At 63.3% G+C, this 21338-nt stretch carries 21 protein-coding genes and 1 pseudogene; 6 read left to right on the forward strand and 16 right to left on the reverse strand.

Annotated features, from left to right (window positions below; translation table 11 throughout):
- The coding region (locus RMN99_RS12780) for a Holliday junction DNA helicase RuvB C-terminal domain-containing protein (RefSeq protein ID WP_309623704.1) at nt 1–475 on the forward strand (475 nt) is incomplete at its 5' end.
- An 80-nt stretch (nt 476–555) separates the two neighbouring features.
- Here the strand turns inward: RMN99_RS12780 and RMN99_RS12785 are convergent.
- Together RMN99_RS12785 and RMN99_RS12790 are read right to left on the reverse strand one after the other, a co-directional pair.
- On the reverse strand, nt 556–762 hold the full coding sequence (locus RMN99_RS12785; RefSeq protein WP_309623705.1) for a helix-turn-helix transcriptional regulator: 207 nt from the start codon (nt 760–762) through the stop codon (nt 556–558).
- Nucleotides 755–1198, reverse strand: coding sequence for a hypothetical protein (locus tag RMN99_RS12790; RefSeq protein WP_309623706.1), 444 nt, complete (start codon nt 1196–1198; stop codon nt 755–757). Before RMN99_RS12790 ends, RMN99_RS12785 begins: the two co-directional genes overlap by 8 nt.
- 295 nt (nt 1199–1493) lie before the next feature.
- On the opposite strand from RMN99_RS12790, the gene RMN99_RS12795 reads away from it, so the two are divergent.
- Nucleotides 1494–2486 (forward strand): PEP-CTERM sorting domain-containing protein, encoded by a 993-nt coding sequence (locus tag RMN99_RS12795; RefSeq protein ID WP_309623707.1) that lies wholly within the window; start codon nt 1494–1496, stop codon nt 2484–2486.
- Between the two features lie 151 nt (nt 2487–2637).
- Here RMN99_RS12795 and acnA read toward each other — a convergent pair whose 3' ends face one another.
- From acnA to RMN99_RS12840, 9 genes and pseudogenes are all read right to left on the reverse strand, one after another.
- Nucleotides 2638–5313, reverse strand: a complete 2676-nt coding sequence (gene acnA / locus RMN99_RS12800) for an aconitate hydratase AcnA (RefSeq protein ID WP_309623708.1) — start codon at nt 5311–5313, stop codon at nt 2638–2640.
- A gap of 134 nt (nt 5314–5447) precedes the next feature.
- Complete coding sequence (locus RMN99_RS12805; protein ID WP_309623709.1) at nt 5448–6347, reverse strand: DMT family transporter; 900 nt, start codon at nt 6345–6347, stop codon at nt 5448–5450.
- A 32-nt stretch (nt 6348–6379) separates the two neighbouring features.
- Complete coding sequence (gene mmsB, locus RMN99_RS12810) at nt 6380–7249, reverse strand: 3-hydroxyisobutyrate dehydrogenase (RefSeq protein ID WP_309623710.1); 870 nt, start codon at nt 7247–7249, stop codon at nt 6380–6382.
- Nucleotides 7246–7485, reverse strand: a complete 240-nt coding sequence (locus tag RMN99_RS12815; RefSeq protein WP_309623711.1) for a hypothetical protein — start codon at nt 7483–7485, stop codon at nt 7246–7248. The genes mmsB and RMN99_RS12815 overlap by 4 nt, the downstream gene beginning before the upstream one ends.
- Nucleotides 7486–7488: 3 nt before the next feature.
- The gene (locus RMN99_RS12820; RefSeq protein WP_309623712.1) at nt 7489–8271 is read right to left on the reverse strand and encodes an enoyl-CoA hydratase-related protein; all 783 of its coding nucleotides are present in this window, start codon (nt 8269–8271) and stop codon (nt 7489–7491) included.
- A gap of 145 nt (nt 8272–8416) precedes the next feature.
- Nucleotides 8417–9459, reverse strand: a pseudogene (locus RMN99_RS12825) (enoyl-CoA hydratase/isomerase family protein).
- Entirely contained in the window at nt 9456–10601 is a 1146-nt protein-coding gene (locus tag RMN99_RS12830; RefSeq protein WP_309623713.1) for an acyl-CoA dehydrogenase family protein, read from the reverse strand. The pseudogene RMN99_RS12825 and the gene RMN99_RS12830 overlap by 4 nt, the downstream one beginning before the upstream one ends.
- Nucleotides 10598–10981: a RidA family protein gene (locus RMN99_RS12835; protein WP_309623714.1), complete on the reverse strand. Its 384-nt coding sequence runs from the start codon at nt 10979–10981 to the stop codon at nt 10598–10600. The genes RMN99_RS12830 and RMN99_RS12835 overlap by 4 nt, the downstream gene beginning before the upstream one ends.
- 4 nt (nt 10982–10985) lie before the next feature.
- On the reverse strand, nt 10986–12485 hold the full coding sequence (locus tag RMN99_RS12840) for a CoA-acylating methylmalonate-semialdehyde dehydrogenase (RefSeq protein WP_309623715.1): 1500 nt from the start codon (nt 12483–12485) through the stop codon (nt 10986–10988).
- A gap of 149 nt (nt 12486–12634) precedes the next feature.
- Here RMN99_RS12840 and RMN99_RS12845 point away from each other — a divergent pair, with 149 nt between their 5' ends.
- Complete coding sequence (locus RMN99_RS12845) at nt 12635–13393, forward strand: cytochrome b/b6 domain-containing protein (protein WP_309623716.1); 759 nt, start codon at nt 12635–12637, stop codon at nt 13391–13393.
- Nucleotides 13390–14145, forward strand: a complete 756-nt coding sequence (locus tag RMN99_RS12850) for a molybdopterin-dependent oxidoreductase (protein WP_309623717.1) — start codon at nt 13390–13392, stop codon at nt 14143–14145. Before RMN99_RS12845 ends, RMN99_RS12850 begins: the two co-directional genes overlap by 4 nt.
- Before the next feature lie 4 nt (nt 14146–14149).
- On the opposite strand, the gene RMN99_RS12855 is transcribed toward RMN99_RS12850, so the two are convergent.
- The 5 genes from RMN99_RS12855 to RMN99_RS12875 all read right to left on the reverse strand — a co-directional run bounded on the left by RMN99_RS12855 (nt 14150) and on the right by RMN99_RS12875 (nt 19024).
- Nucleotides 14150–14452: a putative quinol monooxygenase gene (locus RMN99_RS12855; protein ID WP_309623718.1), complete on the reverse strand. Its 303-nt coding sequence runs from the start codon at nt 14450–14452 to the stop codon at nt 14150–14152.
- 28 nt (nt 14453–14480) lie between these two features.
- Nucleotides 14481–15035 (reverse strand): hypothetical protein, encoded by a 555-nt coding sequence (locus tag RMN99_RS12860; RefSeq protein WP_309623719.1) that lies wholly within the window; start codon nt 15033–15035, stop codon nt 14481–14483.
- Between the two features lie 11 nt (nt 15036–15046).
- On the reverse strand, nt 15047–15448 hold the full coding sequence (locus RMN99_RS12865; protein ID WP_309623720.1) for a thermonuclease family protein: 402 nt from the start codon (nt 15446–15448) through the stop codon (nt 15047–15049).
- A gap of 136 nt (nt 15449–15584) precedes the next feature.
- Nucleotides 15585–16988 (reverse strand): hypothetical protein, encoded by a 1404-nt coding sequence (locus tag RMN99_RS12870; protein ID WP_309623721.1) that lies wholly within the window; start codon nt 16986–16988, stop codon nt 15585–15587.
- 32 nt (nt 16989–17020) lie between these two features.
- The gene (locus RMN99_RS12875; protein ID WP_309623722.1) at nt 17021–19024 is read right to left on the reverse strand and encodes an N-6 DNA methylase; all 2004 of its coding nucleotides are present in this window, start codon (nt 19022–19024) and stop codon (nt 17021–17023) included.
- 147 nt (nt 19025–19171) lie between these two features.
- Between RMN99_RS12875 and RMN99_RS12880 the strand changes: the two genes are divergently transcribed.
- Nucleotides 19172–20317, forward strand: coding sequence for an aminotransferase class I/II-fold pyridoxal phosphate-dependent enzyme (locus RMN99_RS12880; RefSeq protein ID WP_309623723.1), 1146 nt, complete (start codon nt 19172–19174; stop codon nt 20315–20317).
- A gap of 63 nt (nt 20318–20380) precedes the next feature.
- Nucleotides 20381–21307 (forward strand): carotenoid biosynthesis protein, encoded by a 927-nt coding sequence (locus tag RMN99_RS12885; protein WP_309623724.1) that lies wholly within the window; start codon nt 20381–20383, stop codon nt 21305–21307.
- The last annotated feature ends 31 nt before the right edge of the window (nt 21308–21338 follow it).

Raw genomic sequence — 21338 nt, forward strand, 5'->3', positions numbered from 1 at the left:
GCTGGAACGGGTGGTGGCGCGCGGCGCGCAACTGCTCGGCGTGGCGATGGAAGCCGAAGGCGCGCGCGAGATTGCCAAGCGCGCACGCGGCACGCCGCGGGTGGCCGGGCGGCTGCTGCGCCGGGTCCGCGATTTCGCGCATGTCGCGGGCGACGGGGTGGTTACGCAAGGCATCGCCGATGGCGCGCTGACCCGGCTCGAGGTTGACGCGCTCGGGCTCGATGCGATGGACCGGCGCTATCTCCACATGATCGCCGATATCTACAAAGGCGGGCCGGTCGGCGTTGAAACGCTCGCTGCTGGCTTGTCCGAACCGCGCGATACGGTGGAAGAAGTGATCGAGCCCTACCTCATCCAGCTCGGCCTGATCGCGCGCACCGCACGCGGGCGCTGCCTTAACGACCGGGCCTGGCAGCACCTTGGCCTGAGCCCGCCCAGCGGGACACAGACAGGCCTGTTCTCAGAAGGCAAATAGCGTCGTCCCGGGCTCGACCCGGGACCGCTGGCAGGCTCGCGCAACTTCGCCCACGGTCCCGGATCAAGTCCGGGACGACGCTATTTGGTGAGGGAAAATAGCCGCTCGACCGGTTCGTCCAGCGCCCGCGCGAGCTTGAGTGCGATCACGGTTGATGGCACGTAAATACCGTTTTCGACCGTGTTGATGGTCTTGCGGCTGACCCCGACCAGTTCAGCCAACTGGCCCTGGGTCAGGCCGCGCGCCTCGCGTAGTTCCCGCAAACGGTTCCGCAGTTCCTCAGCCAAGCGCGCGCCTTTCCAGCATGCCGAAGCGCAGCACGGCAGCGGCCAGGCCCAGGCTGACAATCAGGTGAATAACCTGCCGGGCGTTCAGCGCCAACTGGTCGATGAACGGGTAAACTGCAATTGCTCCGCCCATGGCCAGCGCAAAGCCGAACTGCATTGCCGAAGCCCGGTTTGCCCGGGTCACTTCGTCGTTCATCAGCACCCGCACAGCGGCGCTGCGAATCCACGCCCCGCCCGTAGTCAGCAACAGCAGCAGCACTGCCGACATTACCACCCAAGCCCCGATCCGGACCCGATCAACCAGCCGTTCGCCCGGAATCCGGCTGAAATAGCTGAACTGTTGGGCCAAAAAGAAGATTGCCAGCGCAGGCAGCAGCCGGGCGCGGCGTTTGCTGTATCGGTCCGCCAGATCGGTGTTACTGGGCTGCTCGGCCATCGAATCCTCCTGTTGTAACTCAAAGGTTACATGTAACCCTAAGGTTACAAACAGTCAAGCGCCGATGCTCAAGTGCTTAGCCTTCGCGGCGCTTTCGGTTCCAGAATGGGACAAGTGCCCCCGGGCCTGCACACAAAATGCACTTTTCCCGGATCGGGCCTGCCAAAACACGGTTAATCCGATTGTCCCTTTATCAATCCTGATGCCTTTTGTGCCTACAGGGGCGAATTGGCAGCACTGGGCTGCCGCAACCACGCTCCATTTGACAAAGAGAGCACAAGCTATGTCGGTACGGATGGCACTGGTGAAACTCGCAGCGTTTGCTGCCGGCGGCGCGGTTGTCGGGGGCGGCGCAGTCCACGTGGCCGAAGCACCGGCGGCGCAGACCACCTATGTGAAGCACGCGCCCAAGCAGGCTCCCAAGGTCAAGCGCCATAAACCGCGCCGCGTCGCGGTGACCACGCAGCACAAGCGCCAGCGCAAGATCCGCCGGGTCGTGACCCGCAGCTATAGCTGTGCACCGCAGCCGCAGCAGCAGATCGCCATGGTGCCGATGATGCCCCAGCTTCCCCCCCAGCCGATGCCCGATGGTGGCAACGGCGGCCAGACGGTGATCGTCGGCGGCAGCGGTGGCGGCGGCTTTGGCGGCGGCTTCTTTGGCGGGTTCTTCGGCGGCGGTTCGGGCGGCGGCGGCAGCGTCGTGGTCACCTCGACCACCACCGGCTCAACCTCAAGCTCAAGCTCGGGCGGTTCCAGCTCGACTTCCGGCGGTTCAAGCTCGACCTCGGGCGGCTCGACCTCCTCGTCAACCGGCGGGCTGACCAGCACCACCACCACCGGCGGGATCACCTCGAGCTCGACCACTTCCACCGGCGGTGTCTCGACTTCGACCGGCGGTGTCTCCACTTCCACCGGCGGCGTTTCAACCTCGACCGGCGGCGTGACCAGCAGTTCGTCAAGCTCGACCAGCTCGGGCAACGTCTCGACCAGCTCGGGCAACTATTCGTCGACCTCGTCGAGCACCTCGGGCAACGTATCATCGTCCAGCTCGACCTCGGGCAACGTCTCGTCCTCGACCAGCTCCAGCTCGTCGACCTCGGGCAATGTCACCTCGTCAAGCTCGACCTCGTCGTCGACCAGCAGCTCGGGCTCTTCGAGCAGCGGCGGGCATTCGTCAGGCGGCAGCAATGGCGGCCACGATGTGCCGGCCCCGCCGATGCTGCTGCTGTTCGGTGCGGCCGCAGCCGGCGTCTTCGCCCGCCGCCGCCAGGCCAAGCTGGCGGCCTGATCGCAATACCACAGTCTTTTGGGGGCAAAAGACGGGAAGGGCGGCCAGCGTGCCGCCCTTCTTTTTACGCCCGGCAAGACCCCGGCGCGGCGCACGAAAAAGGCCCCGTCCGGCAGCGGACGGGGCCCTTTCGCGCGGCACTGCGGTCCGATCAGCTCGCCGCGAGTTTCCGCAGTACGTATTGCAGGATCCCGCCGTTGTTGAAATACTCGATCTCGTTGGCGGTATCGATCCGGCACAGCGCCTTGAAGGTGAACCGGGTGCCGTCCTTGCGGGTCACTTCAACTTCGACCTCCTGACGCGGAGCCAGCGCGGCGACGCCCTTGATGGTGAAGGTATCATAGCCGCCCAGCCCCAGCGTCTGGCGGTTGACGCCTTCGGGGAACTGCAGCGGCAGCACGCCCATGCCGACCAGGTTGGAGCGGTGGATGCGTTCGAAGCTTTCGACGATCACCGCGCGCACGCCGAGCAGCTTGGTGCCCTTGGCCGCCCAGTCGCGGCTGGAACCGGTGCCGTATTCCTTGCCGGCGATCACCACCAGCGGGGTACCATCGGCCTTGTGCATCATCGCCGCATCATAGATCGACATGACTTCGCCGCCGACTTCGGTCATCCCGCCTTCAACCCCGGGGACCATTTCGTTCTTGATCCGGATGTTGGCAAAGGTGCCGCGCATCATCACTTCGTGATGGCCGCGCCGCGCGCCGTAGCTGTTGTAATCGGCCTTGGCGACCTGATGCTCGGTCAGCCAGCGGCCGGCCGGGCTATCGGCCTTGATGTTGCCGGCCGGGCTGATGTGATCGGTGGTGATCGAATCGCCCAAAATCGCCAACGGCTTGGCGTCTATGATGTCGAGCACCGGGGCCGGGGTCATCGTCATGCCCTCGAAATAGGGCGGATTGGCAACGTAAGTGCTGCCCGGGCGCCAGTTGTAGGTTTCGCTGCCCGTAACGTCGATCGCCTGCCAGTGCTTGTCGCCTTCATAGACGTTGGCATAACGGGCGCGGAACATGCTCCGGTCAAGGCACAGCGCGATCGTGCTGGCGATCTCCTCGTTGGTCGGCCAGATATCCTTCAGATAAACCGCATTGCCATCCTTGCTGGTGCCAATCGGGGTGGTGACGAAGTCCTCGATCACGGTGCCCTTCAGCGCATAGGCCACCACCAGCGGCGGCGAGGCGAGGAAGTTGGCGCGCACATCCGGGCTGACGCGGCCTTCAAAGTTGCGATTGCCCGAGATCACCGCTGCGGCCACCAGGCCGTTGTCGTTGATCGCTTTGCTGATCGGTTCGGCGAGCGGCCCTGAATTGCCGATGCAGGTGGTGCAGCCATAGCCGACCAGGTTGAAGCCGATATTGTCGAGGTGCTTTTGCAGGCCGGCCTTGATCAGGTAATCGGTGACGACCTGGCTGCCCGGCGCAAGGCTGGTCTTGACCCACGGCTTGGGCCTCAGCCCCAGCTCGTCGGCCTTCTTGGCGACGAGGCCGGCGGCGACCAGCACGCCGGGGTTGGAGGTGTTGGTGCAACTGGTGATCGCGGCGATCACCACATCGCCATCGCCGATATCGTGATCGCGGCCTTCCACCGCCACGCGGGTGTTGGCCTTCTTGTAGGTTTCGGCCATGTCGGCGGCGAAAACATCGTCGACTTGCGTGAGCGCAACCTTATCCTGCGGGCGCTTGGGGCCGGCCAGCGAGGGCACGACCGAGGCCATGTCGAGATCAAGGGTGGAGGTGAAGATCGGTTCGGCGGCCGGATCGATCCACAGCCCCTGCTCCTTGGCATAGGCTTCGACCAGCGCGATCTGGTCTTCCTCGCGGCCCGTAAGCCGCAGGTAATCGAGCGTCTTGTCGTCGATCCCGAAGAACCCGCAGGTGGCACCGTACTCGGGTGCCATATTGGCCAGCGTCGCGCGGTCAGCCAGGCTCAGCGAAGCAAGGCCCGGGCCGTAGTATTCGACAAACCGGCCAACCACGCCCTTGGCGCGCAGCATCTGCGTGGCGGTCAGCACCAGATCGGTCGCGGTGACGCCTTCGGCCAGCGCGCCGGTCAGCTTGAAGCCGACCACTTCGGGGATCAGCATCGAGACCGGCTGGCCAAGCATCGCCGCCTCAGCTTCGATCCCGCCGACGCCCCAGCCCAATACGCCGAGGCCATTGATCATGGTGGTGTGGCTGTCGGTGCCGACGCAGGTATCGGGATAGGCGACAGTGGCACCCGACTGGTCGGTGCTGGTCCACACCGTCTGCGCGATATTCTCGAGATTGACCTGGTGGCAGATCCCGGTGCCCGGCGGCACCGCATAGAAATTGGCCAGCGACTTGGAACCCCACTTGAGGAAGTCATAGCGTTCCATGTTGCGGTGATATTCGATTTCGACGTTTTCTTCGAAGGCCTTGGCATGGCCAAATTCGTCGACCATCACCGAGTGATCGATCACCAGGTTGACCGGAACCAGCGGGTTGATCTTCGAAGTATCGCCGCCCAGCGCAGCAATGGCATCGCGCATCGCGGCGAGGTCAACCACGCAGGGCACTCCGGTGAAATCCTGCAGCAGCACGCGGGCCGGACGGTACTGGATTTCGCTGGTCGATTCGGTGGGGTTGTTCTGCCAGTCGACTACCGCCTGGACATCGGCGGTAGAAACGGTGAAGCCGCCATCTTCAAAGCGCAGCAGATTTTCCAGCAGGACCTTCATGCTGAACGGCAGGCGCGAAATATCGCCCAGTTTGGCCGCGGCCTTGCTCAGCGAATAATAGGCGTAGTCCTTGCCCCCGACGGTGAGCGTGGAGCGGGTGCCGAGCGTGTCCTGTCCGACCTGGGTCATGCGTTACTGCCTCCTGAAATGCGCCAGGCCCTGCCGCGCGCGCCCCTTTCGCGGATGCAGCAAGGCCCTGTGTCGGCGCCGCCGATGCGCGCGAATCCGCGGCGCGTCAAGGGGAGCAAACGGTCAAAACCGATCTAAAGCGCAGTCTGCTCGGTATGCATGCCTTGCTTTCGTGCCGCAATCCAGCAGCCCACCACGATCAGCGCCGCACCCGCTATGGTCGGCAGGCTCAGGCCTTCGCCGAACATGAACCAGCCCATGATCGCCGCCCAGATGAAAGCGCTGTATTCCAGCGGCAGCAGCACTTGCGTTTCCGCGCGGCCATAGCCCCACGAGATCAGCATCAGCGATATGGTTGCGAGCAGCGCCGAACCGCCGATGTGGCCAATCACCGAAAGCGGCGGCAGCGCCGCCAGCCACGGCGCGACGAGCGCCAGGAACAGGCTGGTAAACACCGCCTGGAAGGTCGCCACCTCGATCGGCCCGGCCACCAGCGCCTGACGCTTCTGGAGGATCAGGTTCCAGGCATAGAGCACCGCCGAAGCCAGGATTGCGGCGATGCCCCAGGCCGCGTTTTCATCGTAGCCGCCCTGGCCCAGCCGCGCGGCTGCAATCACCACCACCCCGGCCAGCCCCAGCAACGAGGCGAACACCGCACGGCGGCCGATGGTTTCACCCAATAAGACCGCCGCCAGATAGAGCGCGATCAGCGGGGCGATGAACGAGATCGCCATGCCTTCGGCCAGCGGCAGGAATTTGAGTCCGTAGAAAAAGGTCGTCGCCATGAAGGCACTGGTCAGCCCGCGCATCGCATGCAGCCGCAGCGCTTCGCCCCGCGGCCAGATGCCACCGCGCAAGCGCCAATAGGGCAGCATCACCGTAACCCCCACCAGCGAGCGCCAGAACATCGCGTTATAGGCCCCCACCGCCAGGCTCGCCCCCTTCATCAGCGCGTCCATCACGCTGAAGGTGGCTATGCCGGTGGCCACCGCAAGGAAGGGCATCAGGGGATGGTGGGTTTCGGTGGAGCGCACGGCTTCCCCTTACCCAACTTGGTTGTTCAGACCTAGAGCGTCTTGATGATGCCCGAGAAATCGATGCTGCCGTTGCCGGCAGCAGCATACGCCGCGTAAAGTTCTTCAGCCTGCGCGCCCATCGGGGTTTTTGCCCCAACACTCTGCGCGGCTTCCATCGCCAGTTTCAGGTCTTTAAGCATCAGCGTCGCGGCAAACCCGCCCTGATAATCTTTGTCTGCGGGCGACTGCGGGCCGACGCCGGGGACCGGGCAATACGAAGTCATCGACCACGATTGGCCCGAGGCCTTGCTCGAGATGTCATAGAACGTCTGCAGATCGAGCCCGAGCTTTTCGGCCAACGCAAAGGCTTCGCAGGTGGCGATCATCGTCGCACCCAGGAGCATGTTGTTGCAGATCTTGGCGGCCTGACCCGCGCCGCTGGCACCGGCGTGGATCACCGCCTTCCCCATCGCGGCCAGGATCGATTCGGCGCGGCCAAAGGCGGCATCGCTGCCGCCGACCATGAAGGTCAGCGTGCCGCCATTGGCCGCCGCGATCCCGCCTGAGACGGGGGCGTCGACCATTTCGTAGCCAGCGGCGCGCGCGGCATCCTCAACCTTGCGCGCGGTATCGACATCGATGGTTGAGCAATCGAGCAGCAGGGCGGATGCGGGTGCATGCCCGATCACATCGGCGCCATAGACGCTCTCCACGATCTTGCCGTTGGGCAGCATCGAGACCACCGCCTCGGCCTCCTGAACCGCTTCGCGCACCGAGGTGTAGGTGGCGCAGCCGTTGTCAGTGGCGCGGGCGAGGGCCTCGCCCGAAAGATCGAAGGCATGAACTTCATGCCCGGCCTTGACCAGGTTCGCGGCCATACCGCCGCCCATATTGCCCAGACCGATGAAGGCGATTTTCATTTGTCGATCCAATCCTCATTGTGACTGCGCTGCCAAGAGCGGACGGCACCAAGTACCCCAACGATCAGCGCGCCAATCGGCAAAACGCAAAAATAAGCCAGAAAGAACAGCAAGCCCGCTAAGCCACCTTGATCGTATTCAACCTGTCCGAAAACCACGTCGGCGAAAGCCAACAAATGGAGCGCAACCAGTGAAAGCGCGACACCAACGGTCCGGCGAGAAACCACCCGTTTCAAGGGCTATTTCCCCTTCCATACCCCCGGCCGCTTTTCGATAAAGGCGGCCATGCCTTCGGCTTTGTCTTCGGTGGCGGTGAGGACCTGGAAGATCCGGCGTTCGGTCACGATCCCCTGATCGAGGCCGGTTTCGAACGCGGCGTTGACCATTTCCTTGTTGGCGATCACGGCCAAGGGCGGCATCGCGGCGATCTCGGCGGCGGTTTTCACCGCTTCCTCGATCAACGAAGCGAGCGGCACCACGCGTGCGACCAGGCCGGAACGCTCGGCCTCTTCGGCCCCCATCATTCGCCCGGTCAGGCACATTTCCATCGCTTTGGCCTTGCCAATCGCCCGGGTCAGGCGCTGCGATCCGCCCATCCCGGGGGCCACGCCCAGCTTGATTTCGGGCTGGCCGAACTTGGCGTTTTCAGATGCGATGATGAAATCCGCCATCATCGCCAGTTCGCACCCGCCGCCCAGCGCAAAGCCGTTGACCGCCGCAATCCACGGCTTGCGGGTGGTTTTGACCAGATGGCTGGTCCAGCGGCTGAAGAAGTCCCGGGCATAGAAATCGGCCGCCGGTTTGTCGGCCATTTCCTTGATGTCGGCACCCGCGGCAAAGGCCTTCTCGCCCGCCCCCGTGAGGACCGCGCAACCCTGCGAAGGGTCGCTCTCAAAAGCGGCGAAAGCCGTGATCAACTCTTCGAGCACCGACGAATTGAGCGCGTTGAGCGCCTGCGGGCGATTGAGCGTGATCAGCGTAACCGCGCCGCGCTGTTCGGATAGGATGTGTTCGTAAGTCATGCAGTCTCCTGGTCTCTCCCCATCGACTTGCGATGGGGAGGTGTCGCCGCGAAGCGGTGACGGAGGGGCAGCGAGGCCAGCGTCAAGACCCCTCCCTCAGCCCTTGCAGGGCTGCCACCTCCCCATCGCAAGTCGATGGGGAGGATCATAGCGGCTTCCATTCCTCATCCGCCGGCAGCGGCGCGAATATGCTGTTGATCAGTTCGTCCGACACGCCCTCCGGCGTCGCCGGATCCCACTTCGGGTCCATCGTCTTGTCGACAATCACCGCGCGCACGCCTTCAGCGAAATCGGGCCGGGTCAGCACGCGCGATGCGATGCGGTATTCCATGACCATGTTTTGAGCAAAGTCTGCGCACTCCAGGCTATCGTGCAATTGGCGCAGTGCGACCTTGCAGGTTTGCGGGCTCTTGGTGCGCAGCGTCGCCAGTTCCTTGGCCGCCCAGACGCTGTCATCGGCTTCGAGGCTGGCGAGAATGTCTTCATAACGGTCCGAAGCAAAGTGCCGAGCGATCTGCGCTGCGTTGGCTTCGATCCGGGCCGCGGGCGGGGTGACTGAGAGCGCGGCGAGAACCTGCGCCGGATCGTGGGCATGAACTAGTCGCGCCTTGGCATCGGCGAGCACATCATGCGGCAGGTAATGTGTGGCAAGCCCGGTCCACAGGCATTCCGCGCCATCGAGCCGCGCCCCGGTCAGCGCCAGAAACTGGCCCATCCGTCCGTTCAGCCGCGAGAGGTGCCAGCCGCCGCCGACATCGGGGAACAGGCCGATCCCGGTTTCGGGCATGGCAAAACGGGTGTTCTCGGTCGCCACGCGAAACTTCGCGGGCTGCGAAATGCCAACGCCGCCGCCCATGGTGATACCGTCCATGAAGGCCACCACCGGCTTGGGGTTGTCATCAGCAAGTGGTTGAGCTGGTATTCCTCATAGAAGAACTTGCGCCCCGATACCCCGCCATCGTTCAGCGCCGAATTGCGCAGGAAGGCGATATCGCCCCCGGCGCAAAAGCCCCGGCCCTCGCTGTGATCGATGATCACCACCTGCACCGCATCGTCGCCGCGCCATTGCAGCAACGCGTCGGTCATGGCGTGGTCCATACCTTGCGTCAGCGCATGGATCGCCCCCGGGCGGTTGAGCGTGAGGAAGGCGGCGACGCCTTCGCGGCGGATGATCATATCCTGAGTCATTGCCGCAGCAGGTCCCGGCCCACGATCATCCGCATCACCTGGTTGGTCCCTTCAAGGATCGAATGGACCCGCAGATCGCGCCAGAAGCGTTCGATCGGATAGTCCTTCAGATAGCCATAGCCGCCAAACAATTGCAGCGCATCGTTGACGATCTTCGATCCGTTATCGGTCGCCAGCCGCTTGGCCATCGCCGAAAAGCGGCTCTTGTCGGGTGCACCCGCAGTAACCTTGGCGGCGGCCAGGTAGAGCAGCGCGCGGGCGGCTTCCAGATCGGTCGCCATGTCGGCCAGCATGAACTGGGTGTTCTGGAAATCGGCGACCGGCTGACCGAATTGCTGGCGCTCCTTGGTGTACTTGACCGCCTCATCCAGGCAGCGCTGCGCCCCGCCCAGCGAACAGGCACCGATGTTGATCCGCCCGCCATCGAGCCCGGCCATGGCGAAGCGGAACCCTTCGCCTTCTGCACCAACGCGGTTGGCAACCGGCACGCGGCAATCCTCGAACACCACTTGCGCGGTGGGGGAGGCATTCCAGCCCAGCTTCTTCTCGGGCGCGCCGAACGACAGGCCGGGCGTGTCTTTTTCCACCACCAGGCAGGTGATGCCCTTGGCGCCATTATCGCTGGTGCGGACCATGCAGACGTAGATATCGTTATAGCCCGCGCACGATATGAACTGCTTGGTGCCAATGATCACATAATGGTCGCCGTCGAGCCGTGCGCTGGTCTTGAGCGCGGCTGCGTCCGATCCGGAACCCGGCTCGGTCAGGCAATAACTGGCGATCTGTTCCATCGAAACCAGCCCCGGCAGATACCGCGCCTTAAGTTCGGCCGAAGCGAAGCTGTCGATCATCCAGGCGGCCATGTTGTGGATCGAGATGTAGGCGCTGGTGGCCGGGCAGCCATAGGCCATGGCCTCCATGATCAGCGCCGCTTCCAGCCGGCCAAGGCCAATCCCGCCGTTTTCTTCGGAAACATAGATCGCGCCAAAGCCCAGCTCGCCCGCGGCTTTCCAGACATCGACTGGGTAGTGATGCTGCTCGTCCCACTCGGCCGCAAAGGGCGTGATCCGGTCAGCGGTGAATTTGCGCGCCATGTCCTGGATCGCAAGCTGGTCTTCGGTGAGGGAGAATTGGTCGGTCATGCTTCCATTACTTCCGCTTCGATTTCGACTTTCCACTCGGGGCGAATGAACCCCGAGACGATCAACGTGGTGCAGGCCGGGCGTGCCACGCCAAACCACTTGCCATGAACCCGCGCTACCGCATCGAAATCGGCGCGGTCGGTCAGGTAGATACAGGTTCGTACCGTATCGTCGATGCTTCCGTCCAGATCGGCGATGGCTTGCGCGACAATCGCGCAGCACCGTTCCATCTGCGCAGCGGCATCGCCCGGCGTGCTGGATCCATCGGGCTCGATCGGCGCAGTCCCTGCGACCATGATCTGTTTGCCAGTGCGCACCGCCCGGCTGAAGCCAAGGACCGGCTCAAGCGGCGAACCGCTGCTGACGCGGCGCTTGGTCATCCTATCACCCCATCGTCGGAATGATGAACGCGTTCGATCCATCGCCGCCTCCATCGGGCCAGCGTGCAGTGATCTTCTTCTTCTTGGTCCAGAAGGCGATCCCGTCCATCCCGTACTGGTCACTGTCGCCAAAGCCCGAGCGCTTCCAGCCGCCGAAGCTGTGATAGGCGACCGGGACCGGGATCGGCACGTTGATCCCGACCATGCCGACATTGACGCGCGCGGCAAATTCGCGTGCGGCGTGGCCATTGCGGGTGAAGATCGCCACGCCATTGCCATACTGGTGCTTGCTCGGCAGGCTTAGCGCGTGCTCGAAATCCGTGGCGCGCACGATCTGGAGCACGGGGCCGAAGATCTCGTTTTGATAGCTGGTCATCTCAGGCGTGACGCGGTCAAGCAACGTCGGGCCGACGAAATAGCCCTGTTCGTGGCCCTGCAGCGTGAAGCCGCGCCCGTCGATTACCAGTTCGCTGCCTTCATCGACGGCGACCTGGATCCAGCGTTCGATATTGGCCTTGTGCATCGCGGTAACCACCGGGCCATACTGCGCCTCGGGATCGCTCGACACGCCGATCTTGAGCGCTTCGATCGCCGGGATCAGCTTTTCACGCAGGCGGTTGGCGGTGTCCTCGCCCACCGGGACCACCACCGGCAGCGCCATGCAGCGCTCGCCCGCTGAGCCGAAGGCCGCGCCGCACAGATCGCCGACCACCTGATCGAGATCGGCGTCGGGCATGACGATCCCGTGGTTCTTCGCGCCGCCCATCGCCTGGACGCGCTTTCCGGCATGGACACCGCGTTCATAGACATAGTGCGCGATGTCGCTTGAACCGACAAAGCTGACCGCACTGATCGCCGGGTGATCGAGGATCAGGTCGACCATTTCCTTGTCGCCGTGGACCACCTGGAAAATGCCTTCGGGCAGGCCGGCTTCAAGAAACAGTTCGGCCAGTCGCACCGGAACTGAAGGGTCGCGCTCGCTGGGCTTGAGGATGAAGGCATTGCCGACGCTGGTGGCCACCGCGCCCATCCACAAGGGGATCATCGCCGGGAAATTGAACGGGGTGATGCCCGCGCCGATGCCCAGCGGCTGGCGCAGCGAATAGACGTCGATCCCGGGACCGGCACCGTGGCTGTAATCGCCCTTCAGCACGTGCGGCAGGCCGCAGCAGAATTCCACTACTTCGAGCCCGCGCTGGATATCGCCCTTGCTGTCGGCGATGACTTTGCCGTGTTCGGCGCTGAGCATTTCGGCCAGCGCGTTGATGTGCTTTTCGACCAGCGCCTTGTATTCGAACATCACGCGGGCGCGGCGCTGCGGGTTCATCGCTGCCCAGGCGGGCTGCGCAGCTTGCGCGGCGGCGACGGCACGCTCCAGCGCATCAGCGCCGCCCAGCACAACCTCGGCCTGCTGGCCGCCGTTGTTGGGATCCATCACTGCGGCCGTCCGGCTGCTGACAAGCCCGGCGGTGCCGCCATGGATGAAATGATCGATCACGCGCATGTAATATTCCTTCCCACAGGTCTTGGCCCATCCCTGCACCGACGCGCGATTCGTGACAAGCATTGCAAACTGTTTTGGCCTTCGGTGCCGGTGCGGTGTAACCAATCGGAGGCGCGGCGCGAACATCGCATATGGGGAGACGCTTGGCGATGGAAGACGAACTACCCAAAGGCGGCGATCTGGTGCGGCGGCACCACCTGTTCACGCGGGCGTGGCACTGGGTCAATGTGGTTACCGTCACGGTCATGCTGATGAGCGGGCTGATGATCTTCAACGCGCATCCGCGGCTGTACTGGGGGCACTACGGTGCCAATGCCGCCGGGCATCCCGATCCGGCATGGCTCGATCTCAGCCACGTAAATGGCGGAGTACCGTTTCCCCCGGCGATAACGATCCCGTCGCACTATAGCCTGGCCGATGCGCGGCTATGGCATTTCGCTTTCGCCTGGGTGCTGGGCGTCGCATTGTTGCTCTACCTGATCTGGGGCCTGGTCAGAGGCCACCTGCGCCGCGATCTGGCGCCGCGGCTGGCCGAACTGGCCCCATCGCACGTGTGGCATGATATCAAGGATCATGCGCGGCTGCGCTTTCCCACCGGCGCGGCGGCGCTGCGCTACAACATTCTGCAAAAGCTGGCCTATGGCTCTGTGCTGGTGGTGCTGCTGCCGGGGATCATATTGACCGGTCTGGCCATGTCGCCCGGGCTCAATGCCGCATTGCCGTGGCTGGTCGAACTGCTGGGCGGACGGCAATCGGCCCGTTCGATCCATTTCCTCTGCGCGGCCGGGCTGGTGGCGTTTTTTCTGGTCCACATCGCGATGGTCGTGCTGGCCGGACCGATCAACGAGGTGCGCTCGATGCTGACCGGCATGTACCGATTGCCCAAGGAACGGGAGGAGCAGCCATGATCGTTTCGCGGCGCAAATTGATCGGCTTCGGCGCGGCCGGCGCGGGTGGGCTGTTGCTGGGCGGATGTGACCGGCTGAATGAGAGCGAGACCTTCAAGGGCGTGCTGAAGGGGGCCACCGGGCTTAATCAGCGCACCCAGCGCCTGCTCATGGGCGATAGCCTGGCGCGCGAATTCACCGAAGCGGATATGTCGCCGGTATTCAAGGCCAACGGCAGCACTTCCGTCGCTGATCCGGCTTATCGCAGCCATCTGGCACAGGGCTTCGGTGCCTGGACGCTCAGGGTCGATGGACTGGTCAAGCAGCCGCTTATGCTGCCACTAACGGCGCTTAAGGCGCTTCCTCAACGCACCCAGATTACCCGGCACGACTGCGTCGAGGGGTGGAGCGCAATCGGCAAGTGGCAGGGGCCGCAATTGGGCCGGGTGCTGCAAGCAGCCGGGCTGCTGCCCGCCGCGCGCTATGCCGTGTTCCACTGTGCTGATGTGCTCGAAGGCGCGCTCTACTACGAATCGATCGATCTGATCGATGCCTTCCATCCGCAAACGATCCTGGCCTGGCGGATGAACGACCAGCCGCTGGACGAAGCGCACGGCGCGCCGCTGCGGCTCAGGGTCGAACGTCAGCTTGGCTACAAGCAGGCCAAATACGTGATGCGGATCGAACTGACCGAAACGCTGGCCGGGCTATATGGCGGCGGCGGCGGGCACTGGGAAGATGCCCGCGGCTACCAGTGGTACGCTGGAATCTGATCCGTCACATCAGCTTGCGCACAGCTTCCGCGCTATAGAGCCACAAGTCTGCGCCCTCACGCTGCACGCCGCCCATCGCCTTGTTGAACGCGGCCATATGCGCGCTGGCGCCATGCGCGGCGAGCGCTTCCTGGTTGTCCCAGCGTTCGGAAATGCGGATCAAGTCGGGGTCGGAAATGTCTTGCGCAAAGGCATAGTGCAGGCACCCGGCCTCTTCGTTGGTCGCCTTGACCATGGCCACGCCTTGTTCGCGGACCTTCTCGAATTCACCGGTCGCCAGTTTGATCCAGCCTTCGATCAGCAACATGATTCTTTCCTCCGATTTAATCGCACGCTTAACACCACGGATCGCGGGGTCCGCGCAAGTAGGGGCGGACAAGTTTGCTGGCGACGAGATCGTCGGCCAGCGATTGCACCGTGCCATCGGGCCGGGCGCGCAGCAGGTGTTTCAGTTCGCGGCCATATTCATCGTGCACCGGCGGGTTAGGCCCAACCAGCGTCACCGGCCCTTGATTGAGCAGCGTCACCAGCAGCAGCGTTGCCGCCTCGCCCTGTTGCGCTTCGGCGGGGCAGCGCGCCGGGTGCACTTCGGGCGCGTCGATCCCGATCACGCGGATCGTGCGCTGCCCTACCATGATCGTATCGCCATCGATCACACAGCTGACCGCGCGGCCCTTGCCGCAGCGGGTGAAGGGGCCGGCCAGCACTTCGTGCGGGCCTGGCGGGATCGCTGCCGGGCCGATCCGCTGCTGGCCGATGACATACCACATCGCGGTAACCAGAACCGCCGCGCCCAGCCACCAGCGCAGCGCGTTCCACAGGCGGCGCAGGCGGCTGTCGCCGCGCCAGCGGTGGTCCGGCAGGACGGGGCTTGAGCGGCGGCGCAGCATCGCCGCGGGAGCTAGCCGGGCAGGCGGCCCACCGCAAGCGCGGCGCACCAATCGCTGCGCCGCCCGCGCCACGGTTCAGCCAGCCCCTCGCTGACCAGCTGCGCGCCCAGCGAGCGGCCGCCGCGCGTCACCACCCGCAGCGCGCGGCCATAGCGATCGGTGGCGCGGCCTTCGATCGCAAGTTCGAACGGCCCCGCGTTGAGCAGCGCGGTCAGCCTGAGCGCTGCGCGCTGGCCCAGCGCGCGTTCGGCGGGGCAACCGGCCTGATGGGTTTCGGGGGCATTGATATCGGCAAGCCGCACCTTTTCGCCGCGCAGCCAGAAGGTATCGCCATCGACCACGCAGGTGATGCGCGGAGCATCTCCGCAGAGCGTAAAGGTGGCAGCGGCGAGCAGGGCGAGCGGAAGCGGCATGGGCGGCTAATTGCTCGGCCGATGCGCCCCGGAGCTATCCGGAGAAACGCGTGGTTTCACTCCGATGCGGAGGTTTAGAGCGGCGTGCGCTATATCCAAGGCGCTGCGCTGAAGCCGCGCGCGGTCGGGCCTCGCCTTATCGCGCCAGCCAGACCAGCGCCTCCGCCTCGCCCTGTTCAATCGCAATCTCCACCGCGCGCTTGGCCGCGGCGAGGAGCGCGCGGGAGCGGGCGCGGGCGGCGAAGGCGGATTGGACCATGGCTTCGATTGCGGCGGAGGCATCGGCTACGGCATCGGGAACCGGGATGGCCAACAAGTCGCGCTCGCTGAAGCGCGGATGCTGCGATCCATCCTGACACCATTTCAGGATCGTCTGGACGGGAGCCGAGCGCAGGAAGACCATCAGCGTTTCGGGCGCGATCCGGTTGGCTGTCGCATCAATGGGGCGCAGCACGATGAATTCGGATGAACCTACCGCCAGATGCGATGGGCCAGTGCGGACAACCGCCGTTTCTTTCAGGTAAGCGCGCAGACGGGACATGGCGACATCGCCATTTTGCATCGTCTTTTTCAGGCTGCCAATGTCGCCACAGGCCGCCAATTCCTTGTCATCGTCAAGGATTGGGTCAAGCGCATCGGGCAGATCGAAATTGCGCACGAGCAAATCCGAATCGGCTCTCGCCGGATCGAACATCGCGCGCACTGAATTGAACCGTGCGCCGAGCGGTTGGCCGGGCATCGCCTGGAGTGCTTCGATCATTTGCAGCTTGGACGGCATGAAATATTGCGCGTCGAGGCGGGCGGCGGTGAGGGCGTCGGCGGCGCGGGCGGTGTAGCTGAGCGGCTCCGGCGGCGTCCACCCCGCCAACCCCAAGGCCGACAGGAGGGCGGTTTCGGCTTGGGCAGTGCCTAATTGTGCAGATGCTTGTGCTTCGCGTGCGGCGCGAACCGTCGAGACCACGGATTGCCTGAAAGCGTCCGAAAAATTCGGTACGACCAGTTGATCAACGTCTTCGAGAAGGAAGCCCTGCTGAACTGCGCCACGCATTAAGCGCCTGATTTGGTTGTTGCCATGCCGGCATTGCAGGAACGATGCCAGGAATTCGGGTTCAATTGAATGCGGTCGCAGGATCGCCAGTTTGCAACTGCACGTTGCCGGATGTTGGCTGTCAACGAGGCTTAACTCGCCAATCGTCCCAATGATCGAAAGCAGCACGTCACCTTGTTTCAGGTGGGAGCGCTTCATGTAAGGACGGTCAAAGGCTTCTTGCGTGATGAAATTTGGTGTTGCCTGATCGACGAAAAAGCGCCCCGTTACGTCTTGTCCTCGAAAATATGGGATTCCCTCATCCACAAAGTCTTCGCTTATCGAAAAGTGGTTCCCATCGGCAACTTTGACGAGCGATGCCACATCGCGCGACTCAAATTTCGAGAGCAACGACGCCGACTGACGAAACCAAGATTGAAAATACTCGGCATCAATCCGCGTTGTCCGTTCAAGATCAGAAAGCCTGACTGTTGTTGCTTCCAGCCCCTCCAAAAGTGCCGCGTAGCGGGCACTGTCGAAGGGGCTTAGCGAAAAAAACTCAGGCGTTCCTTCGCGGCGAACTGCTGGAACGCTTCCGCAATCCCGTCCTGGGTTATGCCTTCGTGGTTGAACAGATCGTGCCGCACGATGAAATGGCCGTGTTCATCGCGTATCCGCTGGCCGGTTTCGGGGTCGGTCACATAGACTTTCTCGCCCCGGTTGTTGACGCTCTCCGCCTGCTGCGTGGCGAAGAAGATTTCGTAATCGTTCTGCTTTGGACAGACTGGCCCGGCGGCGGGATCATCATTCCATTTCTGCACGAACAGCACGCTGGTCTTGGTGCCGGTGTGCGGTTTGAAGGTATTGGGGTGCAGCCCGACGACGGCCAATATCCGGCAGCGCTCCATGATGAATTTGCGCACCCGCGCGTCGGACGAATTGTTGAACCGCCCCTGCGGCAGCACCACCGCCATCCGCCCGCCGGGTTTCAGGAAATCCAGATTGCGTTCGATGAACAGCAGATCGCGCCCGACCTTGCTTTCATATTTGCCGTTTTCCTTATGCCCCAGCTCATAGCGGGCGAGCAGCTCGCGCTGCTTGATGTCGCCCGCGAACGGCGGATTGGCCATCAGTACATCAAAATTGAACGCGCGGTATTCGTTTGATTTTGGGTCGGCCCGCAGCTTGCGCAGCCGCGTCCAGCCGGGCCCATAGGTATCGCTCCATTCATCCTGCTTCACCGCCTCATCCCAGTTCGCCCAATCGAGCGTGTTGAGGTGCAGCACATTGGTATCGCCGTCACCCGCGATCAGATTGAGGCAGCGCGAAACGCGGACGCTCTTTTCATCGAAGTCGATGGCAAAGGCCTTGTCGCCCACATATTTGGTGCAGCGCGCGGGCTTGGCATCCATTGTGAACAGGTTGGAACGGGGAAGCCCCAGTTCGTCCATGATATTGCCCCAGACATGGAACATGGTGTGGACGGTGAACCCGGCAGAACCAGCGGCGGTATCGATCACGCTCTCGCTTTCCTGCGGGTTGAGCATTTTCACGCACATATCAATCACCCAGCGCGGGGTGAAATACTGGCCCTTTTCACCCTTCGATGATTTGGACGAGAGATATTCAAAGGCATCGTCGATGATGTCGAGGTTGGAATTGAACAGCTTCCAGCTTTCAAGACTGGCGACCACGACCTTCAAATGATCGGGCGACAGGCGGATTTGATCGCCCTTGGGGAAAACGCCGGGCCATTCCTCATTGGCCTTCTCGAACAGCGACTGGATTTTCTTTTTCAGCTGCGCCGAAGTGTTGCTGTTGCGGAAAATCAGATGTGTGTTGATGCCCGAATGGCAGGCCTTTTCGTCATACAGTTTGGTAAAGATCAGTTTGAACACTTCCTCGAACACATCGACGCCTGCGTTCGCCAGCACGTCATCCTCCATCTCAACGATCAGATCGCGCAAAGTCTGCGCCTTGCCCGCTGCCTTTTCGCGGTCCTTTTCATTTTCGATCAGGTCATCAATCGTCCACGGTTCGTTGGCAATATCCTCGATGGTCTGATCGGCGCGGGGAATGTCGGGGATCGGGTTGAGCTGGTTGGGATCGAGCCGGTTCCAAACTTTGGTTTCATAGCCACTGCTCCACAGCGCCAGCGGTGCGCCGGTGGCGTGGGTGTAGCTGTTGAGCTGATCCTTTCCGTCCTTCAGCTTGGGGGCTTTCACCTCGATCATGATGTAGGGCACAGTGCGGCGGTCTTCGTCGAACACGACGATATCGGCGCGTTTACTGGTGTCGCGCCCGAAGGTGACCGGGTATTCGCAGGTGATGCGTTCGATGGGGTAGCGGTAATCCTGCGTCAGGCGGCGAAGCCAGAGCTGGCGGATGATTTCCTCCTTCTTGGCGGGCACATCCTTGCCCCGGGCCAGGCACGGAATGGTCGGCTTGCCGGGTTTGCTGTCGTTGATGCGGGCTTCAAGCCAGGCGAGTTCGCTTGGGCCGACGATTTCGGCAAATGCCGGATCGCCCACGATTTCCAATACACGCACGTGTTATCCCCCATGTCCGAAGATCGGTCGGGAAATTCCTAGTGGGGCGGCACGGGAATTGCCAGCGTGGCAATTGCCCAACCGTTGCCCGATATCGCCGCCGCCTGACCCTCGACACGAACCGAGGTTGGGGGTTAGGGTTCGGCGATGGCCGATCCTGCCCCCAAGACCACCGTGTTCGAAACCATGTCTAGCCTTGCGCGCGCACTGGGCGCGATCAATCTGGGGCAGGGCTTTCCCGAAATGGAGGAGCCGGGCGAACTGATCGCGGCAGCGCAGCGCGCATTGGCGCAGCGATCCAACCAGTACCCGCCGATGCGCGGGCTGCCCGAACTGCGCGGCGCGATCTGCGCCTATTACGCCCGTACGCAAGGGCTGGACCTGACCCTGGACAATGTCGTGGTCACCTCTGGCGGGACCGAGGCGCTGGCTGCCAGTCTGCTCGCGCTGGTCCGACCGGGCGACGAAGTGGTGCTGGTCCAGCCGCTCTACGATGCCTACCTGCCGCTGGTCGAATGGGCCGGGGGCGTGGCGAAATTCGTCAGTCTCACCCCGCCCGACTGGGCCTTTCCGCTCGACGCTTTGAAAGCCGTGATCGGCCCGAAGACCAAGGGTCTGGTGCTCAACACGCCCAACAACCCGGTCGGCACGATGCTGAGCGGCAAGGTGCTTGAAGCGATCGGCGAGCTTGCTCGGGAACACGACCTGTGGGTGCTGTGCGACGAGGTGTGGGAAGGAATGGTGTTCGATGGCACACCGCACGTCTCGCCGCTGGCGGTGCCCGCGCTGGCCGAACGCGCGATCAAGGTCGGATCGGCGGGCAAGATCTTTTCGATGACCGGCTGGAAGGTTGGCTGGGCGGTCGCCGCGCCGGCGCTGGCTGCACGGATCGCCGGGCGGCATCAGTTCCTGACCTTTACCACCGCCACGCCGCTGCAATGGGCGGTGGCCGAAGCCTTTGCCTTGCCCGCAATGTGGCACCGTGAACATCTGGCCCGTTATGCGGCGGCCAAGGCGCGGCTGACCGATGGGCTGACCGCTGCTGGCTTCGCCGTGCTGCCCGCCAGCGGAACCTGGTTCGTGACCATCGATCTTGCCGCATCGGGGCTGCCTGCCGATGATGTCCAGGTGGCGGAACGGCTGGTGCGCGAGGCCGGGGTGGCTTCGATCCCGGTCTCGGCTTTTTATGCGCAGGATGCCGAGCGCGGATACCTGCGGCTGTGCTTCACCAAGGAGCCAGCGGTAATCGATTCTGCGCTGGCACGGCTGGCCGCTTTTCGCGCCGCGATCTGACCGCTTGCTTTCGCCGCGCCCGCGCCCGATTACCGGCGCCAACGGGGCAAAGGGGATTTGGCCATGGCAATCAATCCAGCGGCGCGGTTTTCGCGGGTGCCGGGCTCGGTGTGGATCGTGCTGCTCGCGCTGGTGGCGTGGGCTTTCTATGCCGGGGTCAAGACCGGCGGGTTCAACATCCCGATCGAACGGCTGCCGTGGTCGATCCTGGTGCCGGGCTTTGCATTGTTCTCATTCGTCCATTCGGTGGTCCTGCTGGGCCACAAGCGCGCGCTGCTGCTGTTTGGCCTGTGCGTGACACTGGCGTTTGCCAGCGAATATGTCGGCGAGCGGACGGGCGTGATTTTTGGGCCCTACTATTACACCGACGTGCTTGGCCCCAAGATCGCCGGGCGGATCCCGCTTTTGATCCCGTTGGCCTGGTACATGATGTTCTACCCCAGCTATGTCGTCACCAACCTGCTGGCCGAAGGGCATCCGGTGTCGCAGGGGACTGGCACGGCGTGGATCCTGTGGATCAGCGCGCTGAGCGCGCTGGTCATGACGGCGTGGGATCTGACGATGGACCCGATCATGAGCTTTCATCTCTGCACCACCGGATCGATCGATTGCCTGCCGGCCGAACTGGATGAAACGTTGATCGGGCATCCCGCCTGGGTGTGGATCAACGGCGGTGAGCACTTTGGCGTTCCGCGGCTCAACTATCGCGGCTGGCTGCTTACCGCGTTCGCGGTGTTCGTGGCCTATCGCTTGCTTGAGCGGCGGATCGATCATGCCCCCTGGCCGGGCGGGGTATCCAAGGTCATGGCGGTGCTTCCGGTGCTGGCCTATGGCTGCATGGCCATCGTCGATACCTGGCTGGGCAATCCCAAGGTCGCCGACATCCATCTCATCTCACCCTTTGCCATGGGCATTCCATTCCTGTTTGCCGGCTTCACGCTGTTTGGCCGGATTCCGGACATGCCGCTTTGGCCCCGCAAGGCACCTTAGCGATGGACTCCTAGGCAAAAATACCGTTTCC

The organism is Novosphingobium sp., from assembly GCF_031417815.1.
GTDB lineage: Bacteria > Pseudomonadota > Alphaproteobacteria > Sphingomonadales > Sphingomonadaceae > Novosphingobium.